This window comes from Mangrovimonas sp. ST2L15, from assembly GCF_001280515.1.
Classification (GTDB): Bacteria; Bacteroidota; Bacteroidia; order Flavobacteriales; family Flavobacteriaceae; genus Mangrovimonas; species Mangrovimonas futianensis.
This window is the reverse complement of the sequence record NZ_LBIQ01000010.1, coordinates 1-964: the sequence shown is the minus strand read 5'-3', so window position 1 is coordinate 964 and position 964 is coordinate 1. Positions and strand designations below refer to the sequence as shown.

At 47.5% G+C, this 964-nt stretch carries 1 pseudogene; it reads left to right on the top strand.

The annotated features are described in order from the left end of the window. Positions 1–964: pseudogene (locus tag ZA07_RS16095) on the top strand (hypothetical protein); the annotation flags it as partial.

Here is a 964-nt window from a genome sequence, read left to right as displayed (position 1 = left end):
TTTCTGATGATTGTGGGGAAACTGGTTCGGCTACAGTAACTTTTACTGCCACTGATGGTTGTGGAAATGCAGCATCTACTACCGCTACATTTACTATTATAGACACAATTGCTCCGGTTGCTCCTGAGGCTCCTGCAGATATCACTTATGAGTGTATCGGCGACATGCCTGCTGCTGGTGAGTTGACTGCTACAGACAACTGTGCTGGTGACATTACAGCTACTGCTGTGGATAGCATGGACGATACAGATCCTTGTAACATCGTGGTGACCAGAACGTGGACATTCACTGATGCGTGTAACAACTCATCTTCAGTGTCACAGACAATCAATATTCAAGATACAACGGCGCCAGTGGCTCCTGACGCTCCTGCAGATATCACTTACGAGTGTATCGGCGACATGCCTGCTGCTGGTGAGTTGACTGCTACAGACAACTGTGCTGGTGACATTACAGCTACTGCTGTGGACAGCATGGACGATACAGATCCTTGTAACATCGTGGTGACCAGAACGTGGACATTCACTGATGCGTGTAACAACTCATCTTCAGTGTCACAAACAATCAATATTCAAGATACAACTGCTCCAGTGGCTCCTGACGCTCCTGCAGATATCACTTACGAGTGTATCGGCGATATGCCTGCTGCTGGTGAGTTGACTGCTACAGACAACTGTGCTGGTGACATTACAGCTACTGCTGTGGACAGCATGGACGATACAGATCCTTGTAACATCGTGGTGACCAGAACGTGGACATTCACTGATGCGTGTAACAACTCATCTTCGGTGTCACAGACCATCACTATTCAAGATACAACGGCTCCGGTTATTGATACACCTGCCTCTGACATTGCCATTGAGTGTAGTGCTGATGGTGACCAAGGTGGTATCGAAGCTTGGTTGGCTTCAAATGGTGGTGCTACTGCCACGGATAATTGTAATAGTGAGATCACTTGGACAAA